The following is a 22,115-nucleotide window of genomic DNA, read 5'->3' as shown; positions in this document are numbered from 1 at the left end:
CGTCCGCCAGACTCAACTGACCCAGAACACGATCCGCCATCCCGAATCTCCCTGCTTCGACCATCATCACAGAATCACCAATCGGCTTCTATGCAAAGGTCTCCTTGTGGGGGAAGGGGCTTACTACCGCACCTCCATCCAGCGCTGTTCCGCGAACGAGCGCGCCATCGCGTGCACCGTGCGCTCGATCTCCAGGCCTTCGTCGAAATCGATGATCCGCGCCGGCTTGCCGGCAAGTCGCGTCAACAGTTCCCGGCATTCGATAATCTTGAGGTCATTAAAGCCAAGTCCGTGGCCGGGCGCCGGCAGGAAGGCGTCATAAGGCTTATGATGCGGCGCCACCAGGATGGTGCGGTAGCCTTGCTCGGTCGGCCGGTCGGCCGTCAGATAGAGTTGGAACTCGTTCATCCGCTCCTGGTCGTACAGGATCGAACCCTTCGAACCAAAAATCTGGATGGCGATCCGGCCCTTGCGGCCCCACGCCGAACGGTTGACCAGCAGCGTGCCGGCGATGCCGTTTTCGAGATGCATCAGGATGCTGGCGATGTCGTAGGTCTCGACCGCGCGGCGCCCGCCCGAGGCGACGCGGCGGTCGGCATAGGGTTTGGCCATGTCGCACATGACGCGGGCAACGCGGCCGAACAGTACGGCGATGAGCGACAGCGGATGCACGGCGAAATCGTCGAGCGCGCCGTAACCGGACGCCGCCTCGTGCTTCCAGAAGAACAGCGCCTCCGGATCGGCCATGAAGTCCTCGTCCATCTCGATACGCAGATGGTTGACCTCGCCGATGATCTTCTCGTCGAGCAGCGCGCCGATATGGCGGATCGCTGGGTTCTGAATATAGTTATAACCAAGCGCGGCCACCTTGCCGGACTTTTGGGCCGCCGCAGCCATTGCTTGCGCCTCCGCAAAACTTGGCGCCATCGGTTTTTCACACCACAGGTGCTTGCCGGCTTCGAGGATGGCGATGGCCATTTCCGGGTGGAACTGGTTCGGCGTGGTCAGCGAGATGACATCGACATCCGGGTCGTCGACGACGGCGCGCCAGTCACCGGACGCCTTGGCGAAGCCGAATTCGCTGGCACGGCGTTTGGCAAGATCCTCGTTGACCTCGCCCAGATGGACCAGCCTTGGCTTGGCCACATCGGGAAAGACGGTGCCGACCGCGTTCCAGGCAATGGCGTGGCACTTGCCCATGAAACCCGTGCCGATAAGACCTACCCCGACCATCCGCTTGCCTCCCTGTGTGCAAAATTTGTGTGGATGAATTAGTCCATTTTGTCTGGAGATGGAACGCTTGTCTCATTTTTTATGGTGTTCTTGCACAGGCCCGCTATGATGGGGCACAGAGGGAACCAGACGATGAGCCTGGGCGGAGCGACGATGGACGAACGGGTGCCGCGCGATTTCGAGACGCTGCGGGCGACGATCCTGGAGCGGCGCCACAGCTTGCCGAAACGTATCGCCCAGATCGCCGCCTATGCGCTCGACAACCCAGACGATATCGCCTTCGGCACCGCTGCCAGCATCGCCGCTTCCGCCGGTGTCCAGCCTTCGACCCTGATTCGCTTTGCCCAGCAGCTTGGTTTTGATGGTTTCACCAGCCTGCAGTTGGTGTTTCGCGAGCGCCTGCGCGAGCGCAACTCATCCTATGATGAAAGGCTGGCGGCATTGCGCGCCAAGGCCGAGGAAGGCGCCGGCCACCGCGCGATTTTCGACGGTTTTGTTGCCGCAGCCAGTACCTCGCTCAACGACATTTCGCGCACGCTGAATGAAGACCATTTCGAAGATGCGATCACCGTGTTGGCCAAGGCCGAAACCATTTACGTGCTGGCCAAGCGGCGCTCCTACCCGGTCGCCTCATATATCGCCTATGCATTGGGCAAGCTCAAGATCCGCAACCAGCTGATCGAATCGGCCGCCGGCCTCAATGCAGAGATGATCGGCTTTGCCTCTCCAAGGGACGCCGTGATCGCCATCAGCTTTTCGCCCTATGCCCCGGCCACCATCGAGGAGGCGCGCGTCATTTCGGAGCAAGGCGTGCCGATCGTGGCGATTACCGACAGCTCCTTTTCGCCACTCGCCCAATTCGCCAGGGTCTGGTTCGAGGTCGCCGAGGCCGATTTCGCCGGCTTCCGCTCGCTGTCGGCGACGATGGCTTTGGCTATGGCGCTGACCGTCGCGGTCGGCGAGAAGCGGCGCGATACTGGCAAGAAGCGCAAGCCTTAGAGCCTTTCACGTTTTGATGGAAGCGTAGCCGGCGTTTGCGAAGTAGTTGTTGCATTCGGTTGCCTCGATCGTTTCAACGAGGTGGCCGATGTGGCGCCAAGTGTCCTCGACGGTACGTTTCTGAGCTTGGCGCATCCAGTGTTTGATTTTGGCAAAGGCCTGCTCGATCGGATTGAGGTCTGGGGAGTAGGGCGGTAGGTACCAAAGCCTGGCGCCGGCCGCCTTGATCATCTGCCTGATGGCCGCCGACTTATGACTTCCCAGATTATCCATGACGACGATGTCGCCGGGTTTCAGCACGGTGATGAGCTGCTGCTCGACATAGGCGCGGAAGCATTGGCCGTTGATTGGCCCGTCGAAGACGCAAGGTGCCGCGAGCCTATCGCAGCGCAGCGCGCCGAGGAAGGTCAGCGTGCGCCAGTGGCCGTGCGGGGCCAAGCCGCGCAGCCGCTCGCCCTTCGGCCCCAACCGCGCAGCGGAGCCATGTTGGTCTTGATCCAGGTCTCGTCGATGAAGACCAGATGCTGCGGATCGAGGCCGGCCTGCCAAGAGCGCCATCGCTGACGCCTGCGGGCAATATCAGCGCGCGCCTGCTCAAGGGCGAACAGCGTTTTTTTTGAAGCTCAGGCCCTCGCGCCTCAAGAACATCCAGACCGCGTTGTGCGAGACCTTGACCCCGCGTGCGGCCAACTCATCCTTCAGACCATGCAGTGTCAGATGCGGCGTCTCACGCACACGCGCCTCGATGAAGGCACGGTGCGGCTCCAGCACCCTCTTGCGATGTCCGCCCATCTTGCCAGGCGCAACCGAGCCAGTCGCCCGATGGCGCTGCAACAACTTCACCGCCGCCGAAACCGAAATGCCGAACCGTTTCGCGGCCGACCGGCGGCTCTCGCCACCCAAAACCGCCGCTACAACACGTTCGCGAAGATCATCCGAAAGAGGTCGCGTCATCCGATGCTGGCCTCCACTCCAGCCAGCATCTTGAATCACAAAACCGACTGATCCGGAATCCCCTTCGATTCCGTCAAATCAGGAACCGCTCTAGATCACCTCTATTGCCGTTTCGCCTTCTGCCGAAAGCCGCGCTGCGTCGCGGGCAGGCGGCGACCCGAACTGGCGGGCATACTCCCGGCTGAACTGGGAAGCACTCTCATAGCCGACGGCGAAGGCGACACGTGCGACGTTGCCCGGCTGGGCAATCAGCAGATGGCGGGCTTCCAGCAAGCGGATTTGCTTTTGATACTGGATTGGGCTCATGGCCGTCGCCGCCTTGAAGTGACGATAAAACGCAGCACTGCTCATACGGGCAATCTCGGCCAGATCGCCGACCCGGACCGGCTGATGGGGATGCGAACGGATCCAGGCGATCGCCCGGCCAATCCGGGACAGATGGCCATCGGCGCGCGCAAGTTCACGAAGCTTTCCGCCTTGGGGGCCTTGCAGGAGCCGAAACAGCATCTCTCGCTCGATCATGGTCGCGAGCACGGGAATCTCCGCTGGCCGGTCAAGCAGCCGCATCATTCGACGCAACGCGTCGAGCAGATCGTCATCAGCGGGAGAGGTGGAGAAACTGTCGCCACTGAGGGCCGGCGCGTGCTCGACGAGGAGCGCGGCGACGGCCTGCAGGTCAAGGGTCAAGCCAATGGCCAGGTAAGGACGCGCCGCGCTCCCTTCGATTATCTGGCTGATGGTGGGCGTCTCGACAGTATAGATGAAATAGCTGGCCGGATTGTAACGAAGAGCCCGGTCGCCGATCAGAACCGTCTTCGCGCCCTGCAGTACGAATAAGATCCCCGACCCCCACACCCCTGGCATTGGCGCCGTGGCGACTTCGCTGCGGCCGATCGAAACGCGGGGAACCGCCGTTCTTGTTCGTCGCCCGCGCGCATGGCGGCTGGCGATCTCGATCAACTCCTGCAGCGCTTCGCTCATTGCGCCAGCATCGCGCATTCGCACCGGCGGCGCAACAGCGTGAGAGGATTAGGCAAGAGCCGGAGAATTTCCGGCGCGCAACCCCCGCTGCCTCGCACCATTTGTGGGTCTTCCACAAGAAAAATGGAGACACCGATTATGAGAACATCGAAAAGCGCGCTGGTGACCGGCGCCAACAAGGGTATAGGCCGTGAAATCGCACGGCGACTGGCGACCATGGGCTTCAAGGTCTGGCTCGGCGCCAGGAGCGCCGAACGCGGCATGGCGGCGGCGCAGGCATTGCGCGCTGAAGGCCTCGACGTGGAGTGGCTTGAGCTGGACGTCACGCGGGATGACAGTGTGAAGGCGGCAGCCGAGGCATTCAGGCAGGCCAGCCCCTGCCTCGACGTGCTGGTGAACAACGCCGGCGTCGCCATCAATTACGACCTGCCGCCGAGCCAGCAGCGGATCGCCGACATCCAGGCCACCTACGACGTCAATGTCTTCGGCCCGATCCGCGTGACCCAGGCATTCCTGCCGCTGCTGCTAGCAGCACCTGCTGCCCGGATCGTGATGGTGAGCAGCTCCACCGGGTCCATCGGCCGGGCGCTCGATCCCGCCAGCGCGAATCACGCCGTCAATATTATGGGCTACGGCAGCTCCAAGACGGCCTTGAACGCCATCACCGTGGCCTTCGCCAGGGAGCTCGCGCCGCAAGACATCAAGGTCAACGCCGCGGCGCCCGGCTATACCGCCACCGATCTCAACGGGTATAGAGGTCACCGCACGGTGCAGCAGGCGGCCGAGATCGTCATTCACCTGGCGACCCTGGACGCCGATGGCCCGACCGCCGGGTTCTTCAACGATGATGGCCCGCTTCCTTGGTAAATCAGCTGGTTTCAGTGGTAGACACTTGACGTTCGTCTGACTTCAAAGTTTCTGAACGCGCGAGCCTTGCACAGCACTTTTCAGCCTTGGGAATGCTCGTTCCATATTGACTATGGATTGGAATTATTATTTCATATTGCCGGCGCCACGCTGCCGCTCGCGCGTGTTACCCAAGACAACAAAGCCGATGGGAGGTTCGAATGGGCGAAGCCGTGGAAGCGAGACATGCGCCGCTCGACATCATCACAATCGGCCGCGCTTCCGTCGATCTCTATGGTCAGCAGATCGGCTCGCGCCTCGAGGACATTACTTCCTTTGCCAAGTCGGTCGGCGGCTGTCCGGCCAATATCGCGGTCGGTACTGCCAGGCTCGGCCTGCGCTCGGCGCTGCTCACCCGCGTCGGCAATGAGCAGATGGGCCGCTTCATCCGCGAGCAGCTGACCCGCGAGGGCGTTTCGGTCCAAGGCCTCAAGACCGATCCGGAGCGGCTGACCGCCCTGGTGCTGCTGTCGGTCGAGGATGAAGGCGTCTCGCCGATGATCTTCTATCGCAGCGATTGCGCCGACATGGCGCTTTCGAAAGACGATATCGATGAGGCGTTTATCGCTTCGGCACGCGCGGTCGTCGTCACCGGCACGCATTTTTCACGGCCCAACAGCGACGCCGCCCAGCGCAAGGCGATCCGTGTCATGAAAGCCAAGGGCGGCAAGGTGGTGTTCGACATCGACTACCGCCCCAACCTCTGGGGTCTCGCCGGCCACGCCGAAGGCTTCGAGCGCTATGTGAAATCCGACCGCGTCTCGGCGCAGTTGAAGACGGTGCTGCCCGATTGCGATCTCATCGTCGGCACCGAAGAGGAAATCATGATCGCCTCGGGCGCAGACGATTGCCTGAGCGCGCTGAAAACCATCCGCTCGCTGTCGGCGGCAACCATCGTGCTGAAACGCGGCGCCATGGGCTGCATCGTCTATGACGGGCCGATCAGCGACGACCTCGAGGACGGTATCGTCGGCAAGGGATTTCCAATCGAGGTCTACAATGTGCTCGGCGCCGGCGACGCCTTCATGTCGGGCTTCCTGCGCGGCTGGCTCGGCGAGGAAGGCCTGGCGACGGCGGCGACCTGGGCCAATGCCTGCGGCGCCTTTGCCGTGTCGCGGCTGCTCTGCGCACCGGAATACCCGACTTTCGAGGAATTGCAGTTCTTCCTGAAAAACGGCAGCAAGCATCTGGCGCTGCGCAAGGACGAGGCGATCAATCACATCCATTGGGCGACCACGCGCCGGCGCGACATCCCCTCGCTGATGGCGTTCGCCTGCGACCACCGCGTCCAGCTGGAGGATGTCGCGGCAAAAGCCGGCGCCGATCCGTCGCGAATCCCAGCTTTCAAGGTGCTGACGGTCAAGGCTGCGGCCAAGGTCGCGGCTGGCCGCGCCGGCTACGGCATGCTGCTCGACGAAAAATACGGACGCGAGGCGATGTTCGAATTCGCCCACCATTCCTTCGCCTGGCTCGGCCGGCCGGTCGAGTTGCCGGGTTCGCGGCCGCTTCGCTTCGAGTTCTCGCAAGACATAGGTTCGCAACTGACCGAATGGCCGGTCGACCACTGCATCAAGTGCCTGTGCTTCTATCATCCCGACGATCCCGCGGCGCTGAAGAGCGAACAGCAGCAGAAACTGCGCGCTTTGTTCGAGGCCGCGCGGAAAGTGGGCAGAGAACTTCTGGTCGAGATCATCGCCGGCAAGCACGGCAGGCTCGACGACATGACCATCCCGCGCGCGCTCGAGGAACTCTACGCACTCGGCATCAAGCCCGATTGGTGGAAGCTCGAACCGCAGGCATCGGCCGGCGCATGGGCAAAGATCGAGGCGGTGATCCTGAAGAACGATCCGTGGTGCCGCGGGATTGTGCTGCTTGGCCTCGAAGCGCCGCAGGACGAATTGGAAGCGGCCTTTGCTGCCACCGCCAAGGCGTCTATCGTCAAGGGCTTTGCCGTCGGCCGCACCATCTTCATCAACGCGGCCGAACAATGGCTTGCCGGCAAGATGTCAGACGATGAAGCGGTTGCCGACATGGCATCTCGCTTCGAGAGACTGACCGAGGCATGGCTTGCGGCGCGCGGCCGCAAAGCAGCATAAGAAGGCGCGGCATAAGGACTGCGGAGGAACCGACATGACCAAGACAATCCGCCTGACGATGGCGCAGGCGCTGACCCGCTTTCTTGCTCGACAGATGACCGAGATGGACGGGAAGAAAGTGCCGATCTTCGGCGGCGTCTGGGCGATCTTCGGCCACGGCAATGTCGCCGGCGTCGGCGAGGCGCTCTACCAGGTTCGCGACGAACTGCCGACCTTCCGTGCCCATAACGAGCAGGCAATGGGGCATGCGGCGATCGCCTACGCCAAGGCCAATTTCCGCCGTCGCTTCATGGCCGCGACCAGTTCGATCGGCCCCGGCGCGCTCAACATGGTGACGGCGGCCGCACTTGCGCACGTAAACAGGTTGCCCGTCCTGTTTCTTCCCGGCGACGTCTTCGCCAACCGCATTCCCGATCCGGTATTGCAGCAGGCCGAGGATTTCTCCGACGGCACGGCGACGGTCAATGACTGCCTCCGCCCGGTGTCGCGCTATTTCGACCGCATCACGCGGCCGGAGCAGATCATGCCGGCGCTCAACCGCGCCATGCAGGTGCTGACCGATCCCGCCGAATGCGGCCCGGTGACGCTGGCGCTGTGCCAGGACGTGCAGGCCGAGGCCTATGACTACCCCGAGAGTTTCTTTGCCGAGCGACTCTGGACGCCGCGACGGCAGCGCCCGGACCGCAACGAACTGGCGGCCGCAGTCGCGGTACTCAAAGCGGCGAAAAAGCCGCTGGTGATCGCGGGCGGCGGCGTACTCTATTCGCAGGCGTCCGAGGAGTTGGCAAAACTGGTGCAAGGCGCCGGCATTCCAGTTTGTGAGACGCAAGGCGGCAAATCCTCGCTCCCGGACGATCATCCGTTGAACATGGGCGCGGTCGGCGTTACCGGCACTTCGGCGGCCAACAGGCTGGCCGAAGAGGCCGACGTCGTGCTTGCCGTCGGCACCAGACTGCAGGATTTCACCACCGGCTCCTGGGCATTGTTCAAGCATACCGGCAGGACCATCATCGGGCTCAACGTGCAGCCTTTTGACGCCGGAAAGCACCAGGCGCTGCCGCTGGTCGCCGATGCGGCGGAAGGGCTCGCCGAACTCGCTGCGGCGCTGAAAGGCTGGAAAGCCCCTTCAGGCTGGACCGACAATGCGATCACCGGCAAGAAGAACTGGCAAGCGGATGCCGACAAGGTGACGGCGTCGACCAATGCCGCCTATCCGTCCGACGCGCAAGTGATTGGCGCAGTACAGCGCACCATGGGCTCCAGCGTGGTACTGCTTCATGCCGCCGGCGGCTTGCCCGGCGAATTGCACAAGCTATGGCAGGCGGGCGCGCCCGGCTCCTATCACGCAGAATACGGCTTCTCGACAATGGGCTATGAAATCGCCGGCGGGCTTGGCGTCAAGATGGCCAAGCCGGACGAAGAGGTCGTGGTGATGATCGGCGACGGCTCTTACCTGATGCTCAATTCCGAGATCGCGACCTCGGTGATGCTCGGCCTCAAGCTGACCATCGTGCTGCTCGACAACCGCGGCTATGGCTGCATCAACCGGTTGCAGATTGCGACCGGCGGGGCCAGCTTCAACAATCTGCTGAAGGACACCCGTCACGAAACCTTGCCCGAGATCGACTTCGCCGCGCATGCTGCGAGCATGGGTGCGATTGCCGAAAAAGTGCCATCGATCGCCGGGCTGGAAACGGCGCTGGCGCAAGCGAAGAAGAACACGCGAACGACCGTGCTGGTCATCGACACCGACCCGCTGGTTTCGACCGAGGCCGGTGGAAGCTGGTGGGATGTCGCAGTGCCGGAAGTCTCGGCACGGCCGCAAGTGAATGCGGCGCGCAAGAAATATGAGGAAGCGCTGAGCGGGCGGGTTCTTTAGCCATCCGCGAACGCGCCTCGAATGTCTGAAACTGGAGTGACGACTTGAAAGCCAAACTGGGCATGTCCCCCATTGCATGGTGGAACGACGATCTTGCCGAACTCAGCGATGATGTGTCGCTGGAGGAGTGCCTGCGCCAGTCGCGCTCGGCTGGCTTTACCGGAATGGAAATGGGCCGCCGCTTTCCCAACGATCCGCAAATCATGCTGCCGATCCTGAAAGAGGCCGACGTGACGCTTTGCGGCGGCTGGTTCTCGGGGACGCTGGTCGACGAAGACATGGCGAAGAACAAGGATCGTATCCAGCCGATGATCGACCTGTTCAAGGCGGTGAACGCGCCATGCATCGTCTATGGTGAAGTCGGCCGCTCCATCCAGGGCGACCGCTCGAAGCCGCTCGCCAGCAAGCCCAGGCTTTCGGACGAGGAAATGAAAGCCTACGCCCGGCGGCTCACGCAGTTCGGCGAATGGTGTGCAGAGCAAGGCATGCCGCTCTCCTACCATCATCATATGGCGGCAGTAGTTGAGACCGAGCCAGAGCTAGATGCCTTCATGCGTTACTCGGGAGAAGGCATTCCATTGCTGCTCGACGCGGGTCACCTGGCCTTTGCCGGCGGCGATGTGCTGCGCGCTATTGATAACCACCACCCGCGCATCAACCATGTGCATGTGAAAGATGTGCGCATGGAGGTGATCGCGGGACTGGATCGCGAGAAGCAATCGTTCCTCGACGCGGTGGCACTTGGCGCCTTCACCGTGCCGGGAGATGGCTCGCTGGATTTTGGCGCCATCGTCCAGAGGCTCGCCGACCATGGCTATGAGGGCTGGTTCGTGGTCGAGGCCGAGCAGGATCCGAAGAAGAACCCGCCGCTCAAGATGGCGCAGGTCGGCTACAAGGAATTGATGCGGGCTATGACGGCGGCCGGCTATACGGTGGAGACACAGGGCTTTCCCAATGCTTGAGAGTTCGCGAGGAAAGGTGTTGATCCGATGAAAGACTCCGAGCACCCGTTTTTCCGGCCGCTGTGGCGGCGCGTTGCCGTTGTCGCGGTCTGCCTGGTCTGGTCGGTGATCGAATTCGCCACCGGCACGCCGTTCTGGGGCGTGATCGCGCTCGGCTTCGCCGGCTATGCCGTCTGGCAATTCTTCTATCTTTACAAGCCGGCTGACGAGGACAAGTCATCGGCGGACGCCGAACCGAAGGAATGACCATGTCGAAGCTGCTCGTCAAAGCCAATAAGGGCCACGGCCGCATCGCTCATGTGACGCCGCAAAACGCCGGCTGGACCTATGTCGGCTTCGATCTGCATCGGCTCAGGCCCGGCGAGAGCGCTTCCGGGCAAACCGCGGATCGTGAGGTCTGCCTGGTGTTCGTCACCGGCAAGGGCAAGGCCAAAGCCGGCGGCAAGGATCTCGGCCTGCTCGGCGAACGCATGTCGCCGTTCGAAGGCAAGCCTTGGTCGGTCTATGTGCCGCAGGGGTCGGAGTGGTCGGTGAGCGCCGATACCGATCTCGAACTTGCCGTCTGTTCGGCGCCAGGACTGGGCGGCGGTCTGCCGATCCGTGTCATCGGACCCGACGATCTCGGCCAGGAGGTTCGCGGCAAAGGCACCAACACGCGCTACGTCACCAACATCCTGCCGGAAGGCAAGCCGGCCGATTCCTTGCTGGTGGTTGAGGTCATCACACCCGGCGGCCACACATCGAGCTATCCGCCGCACAAGCACGACCAGGACAATCTGCCGGCTGAATCCTATCTCGAGGAGACCTATTACCACCGTCTCAACCCGCCGCAGGGCTTTGCTTTCCAGCGCGTCTACACCGATGCCGACGAGAACGGTGCTCGTTCGCTCGACGAGGCGATGGCGATCGAGGACGGCGACGTCGTGCTGGTTCCCAAGGGTTATCACCCCTGCGCAGCCTGCCACGGCTATGATCTCTATTATCTCAACGTCATGGCCGGACCGAAGCGGACGTGGAAATTCCACAACGCGCCCGAGCACGAATGGCTGATGAAGGCCTAACCACTTCCCCTTCGCCCCAACCGCTGGTCCAAGCGAAAAATCGTCGGCTAACGACCCGACTGTGTGGTTTTGTTACCGAAAACGCCGCAAAGCTTCGTCAATTCGTCATGGAAATCACCTATGGCAGCGGGGCTGACGAGGACTTTCGATGCGCTACGCGATCTATTTCACCCCCCGACAGGACGAACCGCTGGCACGGATCGCCGCCGACTGGCTCGGCCGCGACCCATTCGGTGCCGCCACAAAGCCGGTCGAGGCTGCGGGCGAGTTGTCGGCGGCAGAAGTTGCCTTCCATACCGCCTCGGCGCGCCGCTATGGCTTTCATGCGACACTGAAGGCGCCCTTCAGACTGGCCTCCAACGAGACGGAAACGTCGCTTCGTGCAGCACTCGACGATTTTGCCGAGGCGACGCCGGTGGTTACGATCCCGCGCCTCGTCGTCAGCCAGATCGACGGCTTCTTCGCGCTGTTGCCGGAAGCACCGCTGCCGGCGCTCAACCGCTTCGCCGACGACGTGGTGCGCGACTTCGACCGCTTTCGCGCGCCGTTGACGGAAGCCGAGATCGAACGGCGCAGCCCCGATTCGCTGAAGCCCGACGAGTTCCGCAATCTCTGCCAGTGGGGCTATCCCTATGTCTTCGAGACGTTTCGCTTCCATATGACGCTGTCCGGCCGGGTGTCGTCACAGGAAAGCCCTCGTCTTCGCCTAGCAATCGACAGCCTGTTTGCGGACGTGCTGCAACGGCCGGTGGCGGTGGACGCGCTGACGCTGTTTGTGGAAACTGAACCGGGCGCACCGTTCATGGTGCTGTCTCATCACGCGCTCGGGCGCCGCCCGGCCAGAAGAACTGCCTAAATGACTATTTGCTTTAACCGCATGGTGCGAAGCCAATTCATTTTCAATTGGCTGCAAAATGCTGCAAGGACTGCCTGAAATGACTGCCGAGACCGTTCTTGACAATGCCCGTATTGTGCTGGCCGACCAGATCGTCGAAGGGTCGATCGTGCTGCGCGACGGCATGATCGCCGCCATCGATGCCGGACCCGGCCGCAGCGGCGAGGACATGGGCGGCGACTTCATCATCCCTGGCCTGGTCGAGCTCCACACCGATCATCTCGAAGGCCATTACGCGCCACGGCCGAAAGTGCGCTGGAACCCGATCGCCGCGGTGCTCGCCCATGACGCGCAGGTGGCGACCGCCGGCATCACCACCGTGCTCGACGCCTTGCGTGTCGGCATGGACGAGGATGCCGACCTGACGGCCGCCGACATACGCAAGCTGGCCGACGCGATCGAGGACAGCGTGCAGCAGGACCGGCTCAGGGCCGACCATTTCCTCCATCTGCGTTGCGAGGTTTCGGCGCCGGACTGCATTCCAGCCTTCGCCAATTTCGACGGTGACGAGCGGGTCAGGCTGGCGTCGCTGATGGACCATGCGCCGGGACAGCGGCAATTCGTCGATCTCGAGACCTACGCCTACTACTATCAGCGCAAGCTGAAGCTGACGGATCGCGATTTCCAGAAATTCTGCGAAAAGCGGATGGCGGAATCGGCGAGGAATTCGAGCCCGAACCGCAGCTTCATCGCCGCTGCCTGCCAAGAGCGCGGCATCGTGCTCGCCAGCCATGACGACGCAACAGTCGGCCATGTCGACGAAGCGATCGAGCAAGGTGTGCGCGTCGCCGAGTTCCCCACCACTGAGGAGGCGGCGCGGGCTTCAAAAGAGGCAGGGCTCGGCGTATTGATGGGCGCGCCGAACGTCATGCGCGGCGCGTCGCATTCGGGCAATGTCTCGGCCCGCACGCTGGCCGGCGACGGCCTGCTCGATATCCTGTCATCGGACTACATTCCGTTCAGCCTGATCCAGTCAGCCTTCTTCCTCGGCGACGTGGTCGAAGGTATCTCGCTGCCGCAGGCTGTGGCGATGGTCTCGAAGAACCCGGCCGAGGCGGTCGGCCTCACCGATCGCGGTGTCATCGAGCCCGGCCGGCGCGCCGATCTGGTTCGGGTGCGCGTCGACGACCATGTCCCGGTCGTCCGCACGGTCTGGCGGCAGGGACGCCGAGTCGCATGATGGTGTCGGCATCGGTCGAGCGTGAATTGTCCGCTACGGGATTTCCGATCCGCGACGGTGTCTTCGTCGCCGTCGTCGGGCCGAGCGGTGCCGGCAAGGACACGGTGATCGGCTATGCGCGCGCCGTGTTTGCCGACGAGAGCCGGCTGGAGTTCGTGCGCCGGGTGATCACCCGGCCGAGCGATGCGGCCACCGAGGATCACGATACGCTAGCCGATGCTGCCTTCGTCGAGGCCGAAGCGGATGGCGCCTTCGCCATTTCCTGGGAGGCGCATGGCCTGCGCTACGGCATCCCGGCCGAAGTCGACTGGTCGGTCTCCAACGGCCGTGTCGCGATCGCCAACGTCTCGCGCGCGATCATCCCGGCGCTGCGGGAGCGCTACGCCAATCTGGCTATCGTCGAGATCACGGCTACACCGGAGATCCTGGCCGAGCGGCTGGCATTGCGCGGTCGCGAGTCGCGCGGCGAAGTGCTGGCACGGCTGGCGCGCAGTGCCAATGTGGCGCTGTCCGGACCGGGTGTCACCTCGATCGACAATAGCGGCCCTCGTGAAGCCGCCGGCGAGCGCTTCGCCGAGGTGCTGCGCAAGGCCATGGCCTTCTCCGACATGTCGGGCCTTATCTAAAGTAGCGCCCATCCCGATGCATTCGGTATGGGCGCTACTTGTCTAACCGATATCTTTTTGGAAACCGGTATCCACTTTTCGGGATTATGACCTCATGCGGCGTGCCGGTCCCGACCAGCGTGACGAGTATCCGTGGCAGTGGTTGTCGAAGGCTTCGCTGGCGCATCCGCTGGTGTGTCCAGAACTGCAACGTGGTGCCGATACACCATCTCCCAGCCCTTCCAGCCGGTGAACAGCAGTATGCAGACCACTATGAACGACAAGAGCACACCCCATGGGCGGACCGCGGCTTCGGCGCCTTGCGCATAGCGAAGGTAGAAATTGATCAGTGCCACAACGACCGCGGTCAAGTTGCCCAGCATGTGGTACCAGGCGTCGGACAAGGCGCGAATGCGCGGCTCGTTGAGGAAGTCGATAAAACCGGCTGTCGCAGCGAGAAGGGCCATTACTATGGCTGCCCCGATCAGCCACATCGATGCCCGTGCCCAGAAGGCATCGGCAGTCCCCCAGAAAACCAGGTCGGTGACAAACGCACCGACAAGAAACGCGACAGGAAAAGGTATCAGCATCGGGTGGAGGGGGTGAGTTCCTACTTTGGCGGTACTAACTGGATTCGTGGGCATGGAACGCCTCCGCGTAGCAAAGCTTAAATAAACGCTCAGATACGGGTTTCGTTCCAAATAGAGACCGACCTGAACTGCTGTCGCGAAGCTCCGGCTGACTCTTTCACGCCACCTGCCATGGCCGTCGGCGTATTTCATCCAGCTATTTTTGCGTCACTCAGCGGCAGCACCCGCCACGCCCTTGCGTGTGGCTTCCAGCATCCGCCGCCGCGCCCTGAACACGCCCCATTGCTGGTCGACCAGCACGCCGATGAGGATCACCCCGCCCATGACGGCGAAGTTGAGCGAGGACGGGATGCCGAGCAGGTTGACGAGGTTCTGCAGCTCCTGCAGCAGCACGGTGCCGAGCAGGACGCCGATCAGCGAGCCTTCGCCGCCACGCAGCGAGAAGCCGCCGAGCACCGCGGCCGCGATGGCATAGAGCTCGTAGAACTGGCCGTGGCTCGCCGGCGAGATCGAGCGTGTGTACATGGCGAAATAGATCGCCGACAGCGCCGTCAGCACGCCGCAGATGACATAGGCGGCCATGACGATGCGGCCGGTGCGGATGCCGGAATATTTTGCCGCTTCCTCGTTCTTGCCGATGGCATAGAGATAGCGCCCGAACACCGACCGGTGCAGCACCACCCACATGACGACGGCGATGACGATCAGCGCGATGAAGCTGTTCGGCACGCCCCAGGACCGCCCCGCCGTCAGGAACTCGAGTTCCGGGAAGTTCTGTCCGAAGGCAAAGCCGGCGGTGCCGTCGGCGGTGTAGAAGCGCGCCACGCCGCGATAGATCAACAGGCCGCACAAAGTCACCACGAAAGGCTGCAATTTGAGCCGGGTGATCAGCCAGCCATGCGCCAGCCCGATGATGCCGCCGAGCACCAGGATCAGCGGCAGGGCGACCGGCCAGGCCATGCCGCGCGTGGCGATGAAGTCGATGAACAGCACGCCGAGCAGCGCAACCACCGAGCCGACCGACAATTCGATGCCACCGGTGATGATGACGAAGGCTTGGCCGATCGACAGGATGCCGAACAACCCGATCAGGTTCGAGGTGTTGGCGAGATTGATCGGCAGGAGGAAGCGCGGGTTGATGATTGCCACCACCGCGCCGACCACCAGGATCAGGATCAGCAGGCCGAGATCTTTCTTGCTCATCGTCTTCTCCCAGTGCCTGCGAACTACTTCGGCTGCTTGCCGACCGCCAGCAGCAGCACGTTTTCCTGGCTGAACCGGTCCTTGTCGAGAATGCCGGAGATCTGGCCTTCATGCATGACGGCAATGCGGTCGGAAACGCCGATCACCTCCTCCATGTCGCTGGAGATCATCAGCACGGCGACGCCGGCATCGGCCAACGCCCGCATCAGCCCGTAGATCTCGGCCTTGGCGCCGATGTCGATGCCGCGCGTCGGCTCGTCGAGGATCATCACCTTCGGCTTCATCGCCAGCCATTTGGCCAGCACGACCTTTTGCTGGTTGCCGCCCGACAGCGTGCCGGTGCGCGTCTGGACGGAGGGCGCCCTGATGCCGAGATCGGTCTTCTGCTTCTCGGCGGTGGCGGCCTCCGCGCCGGCCGAGACCAGCGAGCGCCGCGAATGCGCCGGCAGATTGGGCAGCGAGATGTTCTGGGCGATCGACAGATCGAGCAGGATGCCGGTCAGCTTGCGGTCTTCGGGGACGAGGAAAATACCGTTGGCCACTGCGTCCGCGGCCGAACCAAGAACCAGATCTTTTCCGTCAAGCTGGAACGAGCCGCCAAAGCTCTTGTCGATGCCGAACAGAACGCGCGCCAGCTCCGTCCGGCCCGAGCCGACGAGACCGGCGAGGCCGAGGATCTCGCCATGCCTGACGTCGAGGTCGACGGGCCGGTCGGGATAGGCAGCGGTGCGAATGGCCTTGACCGACAGCGCGACAGAGCCCGGCGGGCGCGCCGATTCCGCGGCCTTCTCGCGCTCCTTCAGCATGCGGCCGATCATCAGCTTGACCATCTGGTCGTGATTGATGGCGCTCTTCGGCAAGGTTCCGGCGAGCATGCCGTCCCTGAGCACGACGACGCGGTCGGCGACGCGCTCGACCTCGTGCAGGCGGTGCGAGATGAAAATGACGCTGATGCCGTCTGCCTTCAGCGCCTTGATGACACCGAGCAGCTTGTCGGTTTCGGCGATCGGCAGGCTCGATGTCGGTTCGTCGAGGATGACCAACCGCGCCTTGATCGACAGCGCCTTGGCGATCTCGACCATTTGCTGCTGGGCCAGCGACAGCGCCGACACCGGCGTATCGGCCGAGAAATTGGCGCCCACGCGTTTGAGCAGCGGCGCCGCCAGCGCTCGCAGCCTGGCGCGGTCGACCAGCCTGAACGGGCCGGCGCGCAGCGGTTCGCGGCCGAAGAAGATATTGGCGGCGACGTCGAGGTTCTCGAACAGGTTGAGTTCCTGGTGGACGAAGGCGATACCCGAACCGATGCTGGCCTCGACGGTCAGACTGTCATGGGCGACGCCATCGACGGTGATGGTGCCGGTGTCCGGCCGGGTCACGCCGCCGAGGATCTTCATCAGCGTCGATTTGCCGGCGCCGTTTTCGCCGACCAGGCCGATGACCTCGCCGGGCCTGACCTCGATCGAGAACCCGTCCAGCGCGACAACGCCGGGATAGGTCTTGCGCACGCCGTCGAGGCTCAGGAACGGAGCGGCCGTGGATGCAACGATGGATGGATCGGAATAATTCATCACGCCTGACAGCAGCCGGTGAGCCGTTTTGGCCTCAGACTGACGGGCCTTGCGAGGCGCGTCAATAGAATCGCCGGCTCAGGGCGAACCCTTGAGCCGGCGCAACCTAATTCGCTCAGTTTCCCGACATCGCCTTGAGGTTGGCGGCGTAGGCGTCGACATCGTCCTTGCCGATGATCTTGGTCGGCACGATGATCAGGCCATCGGCGGGCACGCCCGACTTGTCGCCCTCGAGATAGGCGGCCATCAGCTTCATGCCCTGATAGGCCCATTCGAAAGGCTGCTGTACGACGGTAGCGGCGACGGTGCCTTCCTTGACGCCGCCCAGCGTGATCGGATCGTCGTCGAAGCCGACGACGGTGATCTGGCCGAGCTTGCCGGCATCGCGCAGCGCTTCATAGATGCGCGGCGTGTTGTAGGAATAGAAGCCGACCATGCAGGTGACGTCGGGGCTGGCGACCAGCGCGTCCTCGACGTTCTTCTTGGCGCGAGCCTGATCGATGTCGTCGCCACGCACGTCGACCAATTCGATCTTGGTGCCGGCGAGACCGTCCTTCATGCCCTGGATACGTTCCTTGGCATTGTCGGCGCCGAGCAGGCCGACGAAGCCGAGGCACTTGCCGCCGTCAGGCATTGCCTTCTTGGCGATCTCTGCCGCCTGCTTGCCGGCATCGACATTGGAAGAGCCGATATAGGCGACACGCTTGGTCTGCGGTGCGTCGCTGTCGGTGGTGAACAACGCCGTTTCCGAGGCGATCTTGTTCAGCCCGTCGGTCGACGTCTTGGGATCGACGGCCGAGACCATGATCGCCTTCACGCCGGCCGTCACCAGATCGTCCATCAGGCGCTGCTGGATGGCGACCGAGGACTGCTCCGGATATTTGAGCTCCAGATTGTAATTGGGCAGTTCGCCTTGAGCCTTCTTGACGCCGGCTTCGGCCGCCTTCCAGAAATCGGAAGCGCCGTTGACGACGAAGGCCAGAGTCGGCTTGTCGTCGGCCCGCGCAATTGCGCTGGCGGAAAGGCCGAGCAGCAGGGCCGCAGCGGCGACGGACGCATTTCGTATCACAGATTTCATATTCAACCTCCCATTTTGACTCAGTAATTTTCACTGATGATGAACGTGCCGGCGCGGCTTGGACGCCCTCCTCCTCAAGGGTTTCCGGCAACGAAGAATGACGCCATTCCAGCCGCTATCGTCGACTTTAGAGACTCATTCGCCGTTCGTAAATAGTCCGATTTGTCTGACATTTCCGGGAGCGGCAGGCAAGCTTCGACTGACGAGAACCGTCCGATACCAGGCTGACTTGCGTTCCGAACATGCGCGGTCTGACGTCGTCCGGGCATGATGGATTGACGTTATAGGGATGCCAGATATTAGTAAAGAGTATTAGTTTGGTCGGGATTCTCGCCACAAACGAGAGAGGCCTCCCCAGTCGCAACCGTTTTGGATCGGGGTCTAAATCGCCTAAGAGGGTCGATTATATCTATTAGTATCGCTTCGCCCTATAAATGCGAGATTCGCGAGACCAATGACATGAACGAACCACTGCGTGATCCCGTCCTTGAGGGTACCAGGCGGCGCAAGCTGTCCGGGAAAAATCCCAAGGGCCGCGTTACCATGACCGACATCGCCAGGGCCGCAGGCTGTTCGCAGGCGACGGTTTCGTTCGTGCTCAACAACACGCCGGGCATCAGGCTGTCGCAGCAAACCCGAGAGCGGGTGATCGAGACGGCGCGAACGCTGGGCTATTCGCCGCCCGTGTTTTCTGCCTTGCGAGCCCCGGTTGCCGCATTCGACGGGCTGGATGGCGTGATCGGCTTCGCCGTCGACCAGTTGGCGACCAGCCCGGAGGCGGTCGTCGCCATTGAAGGGGCGCGGCAAGCCTCGTGGAACGCCGGCAATGTAGTGTTGGTGGCGCAGACCATGGGCGACGAGATGATGGAGCCCCGGGCCATCGCGGCACTGACCAAGCGGGGCATTTCGGCGCTGATCTACATGACCATTTTCACCCGCGAGATCGTCGCGCCGGACTATCTCTACGGCCTCGACATTCCGGTCATCCTGCTCAACTGCTACACCGCCGACTATGCCTTCCCCGCCGTGGTGCCGAGCGAGATCGCCGGCGGCCAGAGCTCGACCCGGCACCTGATCAGCCATGGGCACAGACGTATCGCCACCATCACCGGCGAGCCCTGGATGCAAGCGGCGCAGGACCGCCTGAAGGGCTACCGCCGGGCGCTGGCGACGGCCGACATTCCGTTCGACCCGGCGCTGGTCGTCGAAGGCGACTGGTCGGCGAGCGCCGGCTATGCCGCGACCGTCAAGCTCTTGGCGCTGAAGGACCGGCCGACCGCGATCTTCTGCCAGAACGACCGCACCGCAATCGGCTGCTACGAGGCGCTGAAGGAGGCCGGCCTGCACATCCCCCGGGATATTTCGGTGATCGGTTATGACGACGAGGAGATCGCGCGGCATCTGTTCCCGCCGCTGACGACGTCGATCCTGCCGCATATGGCGATGGGACAATGGGCGATCGAGCAGCTCGAAGTCCCCGCTGCTCCCGGTCGTGGCCGCTATCCCATCACAAAGCTTGAATGCCCGCTGGTGGAGCGGGAGTCGGTTGGCGCTCTGGCGGGCTGAGGCGAGAGCGCCGGCGATCGACAATGGCACAGGCTTGACATCGGGCCCGGCATATACCCGATTGATTTCATGAGATTGCAAAGCTGCTACAATTTTCAGGACTTCCGCCGGCTGGCAAAACAGCGCCTGCCAGGTCCGATCTTCAATTATATCGATGGCGGCGCGGACGACGAGACGACGCTGCGGCGCAACACGGCGGCGTTCGAGGACTGCGATCTCGTCCCCAACGTCCTTGCCGGCGTCGGACAGGTCGACATGTCGGTCACCGTCATGGGCCAGAAGCTGGCGATGCCGGTCTATTGTTCGCCGACGGCTCTCCAGCGACTGTTTCACCATAGCGGCGAGCGCGCCGTCGCCGCGGCGGCGGAGAAGTTCGGCACGATGTTCGGCGTCTCGTCGCTCGGCACGGTCAGCCTGGAGGAAGTCCGCAAGCACAGGACGCCGCAGGTCTATCAGTTCTATTTCCACAGGGATCGCGGCCTGAACCGCGCCATGATGGAGCGCGCCAAGACGTCCGGCGTCGAGGTGATGATGCTGACCGTCGACAGCGTCACCGGCGGAAACCGTGAGCGCGACCTGCGGACCGGCTTTTCCATCCCCTTTCGGCTTACGCCCGGCGGCATGATGCAGTTTGCGATCAAGCCGAGATGGGCTATCGACTATTTGACGCACGAAAAGTTCAGCCTGCCGCAGTTGGACGGCCATATCGATCTCGGCGGCGGAGCGCTTTCCATCAGCCGCTATTTCACCGAGATCCTCGACCCGTCGCTGGATTGGAAGGACGTCGAGGACATGGTCCGCTTCTGGAACGGCCAGTTTTGCCTGAAGGGGATCATGAGCGTCGCCGATGCCAGAAAGGCGGTCGACATCGGCTGCACCGGTATCGTTCTGTCAAATCATGGCGGCAGACAGCTGGACGGCTCGCGCAGCCCCTTCGACCAACTGTCGGAGATTGCCGACGCGGTGGGCGACAAGATAGACGTGATCATCGACAGCGGCGTCCAGCGCGGCACGCATGTGCTGAAGGCCCTGTCGTTGGGCGCCAAGGCCGTCGGCGTCGGGCGCTACTATCTCTTCCCGCTGGCAGCCGCCGGACAGGCCGGCGTCGAACGGGCGCTCGGCCTGATGCGAACCGAGATCGAACGCGACATGCGGCTGATGGGATGCAGGTCGGTGGCAGAGCTTTCCAGGGGGAATGTGCGGTTTAGGTGATAGAGCCGGGAAGTGGCGCACGGCATAAGCTTTTTCGAAGTGCGATACTATACCGACCTGCCGCCGCTCCTGCCGTCCGTTTCGAAGACAGTCTCGCCGGAAACAGCATCCGTATATCCGCCCTCAAGCTGCTGCAACGTATGGCGGAACCGATCAAGATTGCCCAGCATTTTGGGCCTGGCATCGACCATGTGCTGAAAAGTGTCCCACTCTCCAATCGAGAAGAAGGCGCCATCTCCCGATTTGATGAGAGCCATTTTTCGCAATCCCTCGAAATTGCGCGGAGCGCTGCTGAACAGGTCGATGAATTCATCTTCACTACCCGGCTTGACCCGGAAGCGGACGCTGTTGAATGCCGTCATGTACGTTCCCCCGTGAAAGAACTCGAATATGCGAGGCCCTAACGCACCTCGAACCCTTCGAACAGGTGTACAGGAAAATCGGAAGGTTGGCTTCAGTCACCTCTGGCCGAAAGCCCCGTTTCTGGCGCTATTTTGTCAGGAAGAGGACGACGCTCGATCTCAATCGGTACGCCTTTCCGACCGGCAATGAAACGCGCTGTTAACGCCGTTCGCGGGTGACAGGATGTTGGCCGCAGTTCGAAGGTATAATCTGCGTCTCGCTGTCAGTTGCGGAGGCGAAAATGAATTTGGTTCGGATTGCGCTCTTGTGCACGGCCATGATCGACCTTGGAATGCCGGCCGTTCGCGCTGAGGATCGGCCTGTGCCGCAGAACAATAAAGCCGCAACAACGCAGCCGCCCGTTCATTGTGAAGGCCAAAATTGTCTCCCGCCGGCGAAAGATCCCGTGCAGGAATGCACTGGCCAGGATTGCACGCCAGGCCCGCCGACTGAACCGGGCCCGGAGATTAAGCAGGCCGACTGAGCAGCATTAGCTGACGATCCCCTTTTTGGCATGGATGGCGCTCAGCCCTCGCGACTTTCCGGCCACCGGTGGTAGATTCTGCTACCTATGTTCCCGGGGTAGGCATGAGTTTAATGGCGCGCCCGAAGAGATTCGAACTCCTGACCCCCAGATTCGTAGTCTGGTGCTCTATCCAGCTGAGCTACGGGCGCGCAACAGGCCATGCTTTGCATAGCCCCGCGATCCGATCCTGGCGACCGGCCGCGAATGTGAGCTGTTCCC

At 62.6% G+C, this 22,115-nt stretch carries 21 protein-coding genes and 1 tRNA gene; 12 read left to right on the top strand and 10 right to left on the bottom strand.

Annotated features, from left to right (window positions below):
* Window positions 1-123: 123 nt before the first annotated feature.
* Window positions 124-1,233: a Gfo/Idh/MocA family protein gene (locus NKJ91_RS13865; protein WP_352456006.1), complete on the bottom strand. Its 1,110-nt coding sequence runs from the start codon at window positions 1,231-1,233 to the stop codon at window positions 124-126.
* Window positions 1,234-1,386: 153 nt separating this feature from the next.
* On the opposite strand from NKJ91_RS13865, the gene NKJ91_RS13860 reads away from it, so the two are divergent.
* Complete coding sequence (locus NKJ91_RS13860; protein WP_023677514.1) at window positions 1,387-2,232, top strand: MurR/RpiR family transcriptional regulator; 846 nt, start codon at window positions 1,387-1,389, stop codon at window positions 2,230-2,232.
* A 6-nt stretch (window positions 2,233-2,238) separates the two neighbouring features.
* Here the strand turns inward: NKJ91_RS13860 and NKJ91_RS13855 are convergent, their stop codons facing one another.
* From NKJ91_RS13855 to NKJ91_RS13845, 3 genes are read right to left on the bottom strand one after another with little or no spacing between them, the layout of a single operon-like run.
* Window positions 2,239-2,790 carry an IS630 family transposase gene (locus NKJ91_RS13855; protein ID WP_352456005.1) on the bottom strand — a complete coding sequence of 184 codons (552 nt, stop codon included), beginning with the start codon at window positions 2,788-2,790 and terminating at the stop codon, window positions 2,239-2,241.
* 36 nt (window positions 2,791-2,826) lie between these two features.
* A complete protein-coding gene (locus tag NKJ91_RS13850; RefSeq protein ID WP_352456004.1) occupies window positions 2,827-3,225 on the bottom strand; it encodes a transposase in 399 nt (132 codons plus the stop codon).
* A 51-nt stretch (window positions 3,226-3,276) separates the two neighbouring features.
* Window positions 3,277-4,167 carry an AraC family transcriptional regulator gene (locus NKJ91_RS13845; protein ID WP_352456003.1) on the bottom strand — a complete coding sequence of 297 codons (891 nt, stop codon included), beginning with the start codon at window positions 4,165-4,167 and terminating at the stop codon, window positions 3,277-3,279.
* Window positions 4,168-4,305: 138 nt separating this feature from the next.
* Here NKJ91_RS13845 and NKJ91_RS13840 point away from each other — a divergent pair, with 138 nt between their 5' ends.
* The 9 genes from NKJ91_RS13840 (at window position 4,306) to phnN (ending at window position 13,772) form a co-directional block, all read left to right on the top strand.
* Window positions 4,306-5,034, top strand: a complete 729-nt coding sequence (locus NKJ91_RS13840) for an SDR family oxidoreductase (protein ID WP_352456002.1) — start codon at window positions 4,306-4,308, stop codon at window positions 5,032-5,034.
* 200 nt (window positions 5,035-5,234) lie between these two features.
* Entirely contained in the window at window positions 5,235-7,169 is a 1,935-nt protein-coding gene (locus NKJ91_RS13835; RefSeq protein WP_352453012.1) for a bifunctional 5-dehydro-2-deoxygluconokinase/5-dehydro-2-deoxyphosphogluconate aldolase, read from the top strand.
* 34 nt (window positions 7,170-7,203) lie between these two features.
* Window positions 7,204-9,048, top strand: coding sequence for a 3D-(3,5/4)-trihydroxycyclohexane-1,2-dione acylhydrolase (decyclizing) (gene iolD / locus NKJ91_RS13830; RefSeq protein ID WP_352456001.1), 1,845 nt, complete (start codon window positions 7,204-7,206; stop codon window positions 9,046-9,048).
* Window positions 9,049-9,092: 44 nt separating this feature from the next.
* Window positions 9,093-10,010, top strand: coding sequence for a myo-inosose-2 dehydratase (gene iolE, locus NKJ91_RS13825; protein WP_352453010.1), 918 nt, complete (start codon window positions 9,093-9,095; stop codon window positions 10,008-10,010).
* A gap of 27 nt (window positions 10,011-10,037) precedes the next feature.
* The gene (locus tag NKJ91_RS13820; RefSeq protein ID WP_352453009.1) at window positions 10,038-10,256 is read left to right on the top strand and encodes a DUF3329 domain-containing protein; all 219 of its coding nucleotides are present in this window, start codon (window positions 10,038-10,040) and stop codon (window positions 10,254-10,256) included.
* Between the two features lie 2 nt (window positions 10,257-10,258).
* Window positions 10,259-11,071, top strand: a complete 813-nt coding sequence (iolB, locus tag NKJ91_RS13815; RefSeq protein ID WP_352453008.1) for a 5-deoxy-glucuronate isomerase — start codon at window positions 10,259-10,261, stop codon at window positions 11,069-11,071.
* A gap of 148 nt (window positions 11,072-11,219) precedes the next feature.
* Window positions 11,220-11,927, top strand: a complete 708-nt coding sequence (locus NKJ91_RS13810; RefSeq protein WP_352453007.1) for a DUF1045 domain-containing protein — start codon at window positions 11,220-11,222, stop codon at window positions 11,925-11,927.
* Between the two features lie 79 nt (window positions 11,928-12,006).
* A complete protein-coding gene (locus NKJ91_RS13805; RefSeq protein ID WP_352455999.1) occupies window positions 12,007-13,146 on the top strand; it encodes an alpha-D-ribose 1-methylphosphonate 5-triphosphate diphosphatase in 1,140 nt (379 codons plus the stop codon).
* Entirely contained in the window at window positions 13,143-13,772 is a 630-nt protein-coding gene (phnN, locus tag NKJ91_RS13800) for a phosphonate metabolism protein/1,5-bisphosphokinase (PRPP-forming) PhnN (protein WP_352455997.1), read from the top strand. The genes NKJ91_RS13805 and phnN overlap by 4 nt, the downstream gene beginning before the upstream one ends.
* Window positions 13,773-13,864: 92 nt before the next feature.
* Here the strand turns inward: phnN and NKJ91_RS13795 are convergent, their stop codons facing one another.
* The 4 genes from NKJ91_RS13795 to NKJ91_RS13780 all read right to left on the bottom strand — a co-directional run bounded on the left by NKJ91_RS13795 (window position 13,865) and on the right by NKJ91_RS13780 (window position 18,190).
* Window positions 13,865-14,395 carry a DUF2231 domain-containing protein gene (locus NKJ91_RS13795; protein WP_352453004.1) on the bottom strand — a complete coding sequence of 177 codons (531 nt, stop codon included), beginning with the start codon at window positions 14,393-14,395 and terminating at the stop codon, window positions 13,865-13,867.
* Between the two features lie 153 nt (window positions 14,396-14,548).
* On the bottom strand, window positions 14,549-15,544 hold the full coding sequence (locus tag NKJ91_RS13790) for an ABC transporter permease (RefSeq protein WP_023677502.1): 996 nt from the start codon (window positions 15,542-15,544) through the stop codon (window positions 14,549-14,551).
* Window positions 15,545-15,567: 23 nt separating this feature from the next.
* Window positions 15,568-17,112: a sugar ABC transporter ATP-binding protein gene (locus tag NKJ91_RS13785; protein ID WP_352455995.1), complete on the bottom strand. Its 1,545-nt coding sequence runs from the start codon at window positions 17,110-17,112 to the stop codon at window positions 15,568-15,570.
* Between the two features lie 115 nt (window positions 17,113-17,227).
* The gene (locus NKJ91_RS13780; RefSeq protein WP_352455994.1) at window positions 17,228-18,190 is read right to left on the bottom strand and encodes a sugar-binding protein; all 963 of its coding nucleotides are present in this window, start codon (window positions 18,188-18,190) and stop codon (window positions 17,228-17,230) included.
* 543 nt (window positions 18,191-18,733) lie between these two features.
* Between NKJ91_RS13780 and NKJ91_RS13775 the strand changes: the two genes are divergently transcribed.
* Complete coding sequence (locus NKJ91_RS13775) at window positions 18,734-19,756, top strand: LacI family DNA-binding transcriptional regulator (RefSeq protein ID WP_352996191.1); 1,023 nt, start codon at window positions 18,734-18,736, stop codon at window positions 19,754-19,756.
* A 69-nt stretch (window positions 19,757-19,825) separates the two neighbouring features.
* On the top strand, window positions 19,826-20,968 hold the full coding sequence (locus tag NKJ91_RS13770; protein WP_352455992.1) for an alpha-hydroxy acid oxidase: 1,143 nt from the start codon (window positions 19,826-19,828) through the stop codon (window positions 20,966-20,968).
* 47 nt (window positions 20,969-21,015) lie between these two features.
* Here NKJ91_RS13770 and NKJ91_RS13765 read toward each other — a convergent pair whose 3' ends face one another.
* Together NKJ91_RS13765 and NKJ91_RS13760 are read right to left on the bottom strand one after the other, a co-directional pair.
* A complete protein-coding gene (locus tag NKJ91_RS13765; RefSeq protein ID WP_352455991.1) occupies window positions 21,016-21,330 on the bottom strand; it encodes an antibiotic biosynthesis monooxygenase family protein in 315 nt (104 codons plus the stop codon).
* A 638-nt stretch (window positions 21,331-21,968) separates the two neighbouring features.
* A tRNA-Arg gene (locus NKJ91_RS13760) sits at window positions 21,969-22,045 on the bottom strand.
* Window positions 22,046-22,115: the final 70 nt, after the last annotated feature.

Origin of the sequence: Mesorhizobium sp. M0040, from assembly GCF_040323505.1 — a bacterium.
Classification (GTDB): Bacteria; Pseudomonadota; Alphaproteobacteria; order Rhizobiales; family Rhizobiaceae; genus Mesorhizobium.
This window is presented reverse-complemented; position numbering and strand designations above follow the sequence as displayed.